Source organism: Mesorhizobium sp. M7A.T.Ca.US.000.02.2.1, assembly GCF_003996995.1.
Taxonomy (GTDB): Bacteria; Pseudomonadota; Alphaproteobacteria; order Rhizobiales; family Rhizobiaceae; genus Mesorhizobium.
Window position 1 is genome coordinate 1 of sequence record NZ_RZTT01000593.1, and the last position, 2,791, is coordinate 2,791.

General features: G+C 64.7%; 3 protein-coding genes. All 3 read right to left on the reverse strand.

Annotated elements, in window-relative coordinates; translation table 11 throughout:
• On the reverse strand, positions 1 to 1,241 hold a 1,241-nt coding region (locus tag EOD15_RS32150), incomplete at its 3' end, for an ATP-binding protein (RefSeq protein ID WP_127409199.1).
• Positions 1,238 to 1,915 (reverse strand): winged helix-turn-helix domain-containing protein, encoded by a 678-nt coding sequence (locus EOD15_RS32155; protein WP_127322135.1) that lies wholly within the window; start codon positions 1,913 to 1,915, stop codon positions 1,238 to 1,240. The genes EOD15_RS32155 and EOD15_RS32150, both read right to left, overlap by 4 nt.
• 160 nt (positions 1,916 to 2,075) lie before the next feature.
• On the reverse strand, positions 2,076 to 2,791 hold a 716-nt coding region (locus EOD15_RS32160; protein ID WP_127409200.1), incomplete at its 5' end, for a hypothetical protein.

Consider the following 2,791-nt stretch of genomic DNA (forward strand, 5'->3'; position numbering starts at 1 on the left):
GACTGTCTATGGTCCAGCCGATAAAGCCGCTGAAACACTTTTTCATGTTCGTCGGCGGGAATGCCGGGACCGTTGTCGGCGACGCCGGCAACGACGCGTTCGTCCTGGCGCGCCACCGACAGCTTTATCGTCGTGCCCGATGGACAATGGCGCAGCGCGTTCTCGACCAGATTGGCGAACATCTGCGTCAACAGCTCGCGATCGCCATGGATCCGGTCCGTCGTTTCCTGTGGTTGCGCCAACGACAGCGACTTTCCGTCGTCCTCGGCAACATCGGCATAGATCTCGGCGATGGTTTGCAGCACCTCGCCCAGATCGACATCGGTGAACCGCGCCCGGCGGGCGCCGGCCTCGATCTGCGCGATGCGCAGCAGGGCATCGAAGGTCTCGTTGATCTGCAGGCTCTCGGCATGCGCGTCGGCCAGTTCGCGGGCGACCTTTTGACCTGACAGGTTCTTTTCGGACGCGGTGTCGAGGATCATCTGCAGCCGGTTGAGCGGCGTCTTCAGGTCGTGGGCGATGTTGGCGCTGACCTGTTTCATGCCTTCGACCAGTGCCGACAGGCGGTCGAGCGCGGCATTGACCTGGCTGGAGACGATGTCGATGTCGTCGCCCTTGCCGGTCAGCGGAATGCGGGTGTCCAGCCGTCCGTGCGAGACATCCACCATGGTGGCGGCGATGCCGTCGAGACGGCGCTGGACCCGCGAGGCCAGCAGGGCGCCGCCGGCGACCGCCAGCCCGGTGATGATCAGGGTTCCCCAGCCAAAGCTCATCAGCACGATCCTCTCCAGCTCCTCCGTCTCGGAAAGGCTAAAGGCGACGGTCAGGGTGTTGCCGCCGACCGGGCCGGAATAGGCGCGGTACTCGGCGCCGGGCGGCACGCCGGGCATTTCGGTGTCGAACATCGAGAAGCCGTCGGGAAGCCCTGCCGCGGTGAAGTTGCCGGCCAGGCGATTGCCCGTCGCGTCGGTCAGCGAAAACAGCTGCTCCTTCCTAGGGCTGCGCAGGGAGTGGCTGCCGACGGTCTCGACGAGCTCCTTGAGATCGTTCTCGGCATAGGTCGCGGCGACGACCGCGTAGGTCTCCTCGATGGTGTCGTCGAGCCGCTCGGCAAGATCGGCGCTCATCATCTGGTAGACGATGGCGCCAGACAGGACGAAGGCGAGCACGAACAGGAAGGCGAAGGTCAGGGCCAGCCGGAACGGCGTGCTGCGCAGCAGGCGGGACCATGTTCCGGTCATGACGGCGCGTGCAGGCTGTAGCCGGTGTTGCGGACGGTGTGGATGAGCTGGGTTTCGAAGGGCTTGTCGACCTTGGCCCGCAGCCGGCTGATATGGGTCTCGACGACGCTGGTCCTGGGATCGAAATGAAAATCCCAGACGCGCTCCAGAAGCATGGTGCGGGTGATGACGCGGCCTTCGCCGCGCATCAGCACTTCCAGCAGGCTGAATTCCCGCGGCTGCAGGTCGATCGGCTGGCCCTGCCTCGTGACCCGCCGCATGATCAGGTCCATTTCGAGGTCGGCGACCCGCAGGACGGTTTTCTGCTCCTGCGCCGCCGGCCGCCGGCCAAGCGCGTTGATGCGGGCGAGGAGCTCGGAAAAGGCGAAGGGCTTGACCAGATAGTCGTCGCCGCCGGCCTCCAGCCCCTCGACGCGATCGTCGATGCCGCCGACGGAGGTGAGAAAGATCGCGGGCGTCCGTACGCCCGCGGCGCGCACCGCCTTGATCATCGACAGGCCGTCGAGGCCGGGGATCATCCGGTCGGCGACGATCACGTCGTAATTGCCCCGGGTCGCCGCGAACAGCGCGTCATGTCCATTGCGCAGGAGGTCGCAGATATGGCCGGCCTCGGTCAGTCCCCTGACGATATAGTCGGCCGTCCTGTGGTCGTCCTCGACGAGAAGCAGTCGCATGAAAGGTCCGGTCCGTTGCCGAGGTGGAGAGGCTATCACCGGCATGGGCTTGTTCCTAGGATGTCACGAAGGCGCAGGTATGGTGGCGCTAGAACGTTCAAGATTGGCCGAAGCGGTGGGGTTTTCGGCAATTGTCAACGCTAGCGCATCCGCCCTGCACCTAGTCCAGGTCCAGCAACAGTTCGTCCGCCTCGTCGGTTGCCTCCTTCAGGGTCATGTGCAGGACGAGGGCAATGATACAGCCAAGGAAGAGCAGGCTGGTGAAGATGGTGCCGAGACCCAGGCCGCCATGCCTGGCCGACCGCGACAGCAGGTGGCCGAACGAAGCGCCAAGCGGTCGCGTCAGGATATAGGCGAGCCAGAAGGCCAGGATGCCGTCGAGACTGAGCAGCCAGTAGGCGAGCGCTATCAGCGCGATGACGCCGCCGAACAGCAGCCCCGATGTGAGGTAGTCCATGTCGAAGCTTTCGGCGACGAGGTCGCCGGCGGCGGTGCCGAGCGAGAAGGTCAACAGGATCGCCAGCCAGTAGAAGATCTCGCGCCTGGTGGTGAAGATGGTGTGGATCGACAGCGTCCTTTCGCTGGCGTACCAGACCGCGAATGTCGCGGCGAGCGCGACCGAGAAGGCGATGGTTGCCGTCTGCAGGCGCACGCCGAAACTGTCGACGAGGCTGTCCGTCACCAGCGTGCCGACGATGCTGATCAGCACCACCGCCGGCCAATAAGCCCACGGCACATAGCATTTCCGCGTAAACTGCAGGACAAGGGCCGCGATCAGGATGCCGGTCATGATCAGCGAGGTGGCGGTCAGCCCGAGCCCGATTGTGTCGGCAAGATAATCCGCCGCGGCCTCGCCCGTGGTGACCGCCATCAGCT

What these genes read in the sequence shown, in the direction of transcription:
- EOD15_RS32155 (WP_127322135.1), bottom strand. Translation starts at nt 1,915, where the DNA reads ATGCGACTGCTTCTCGTCGAGGACGACCACAGGACGGCCGACTATATC.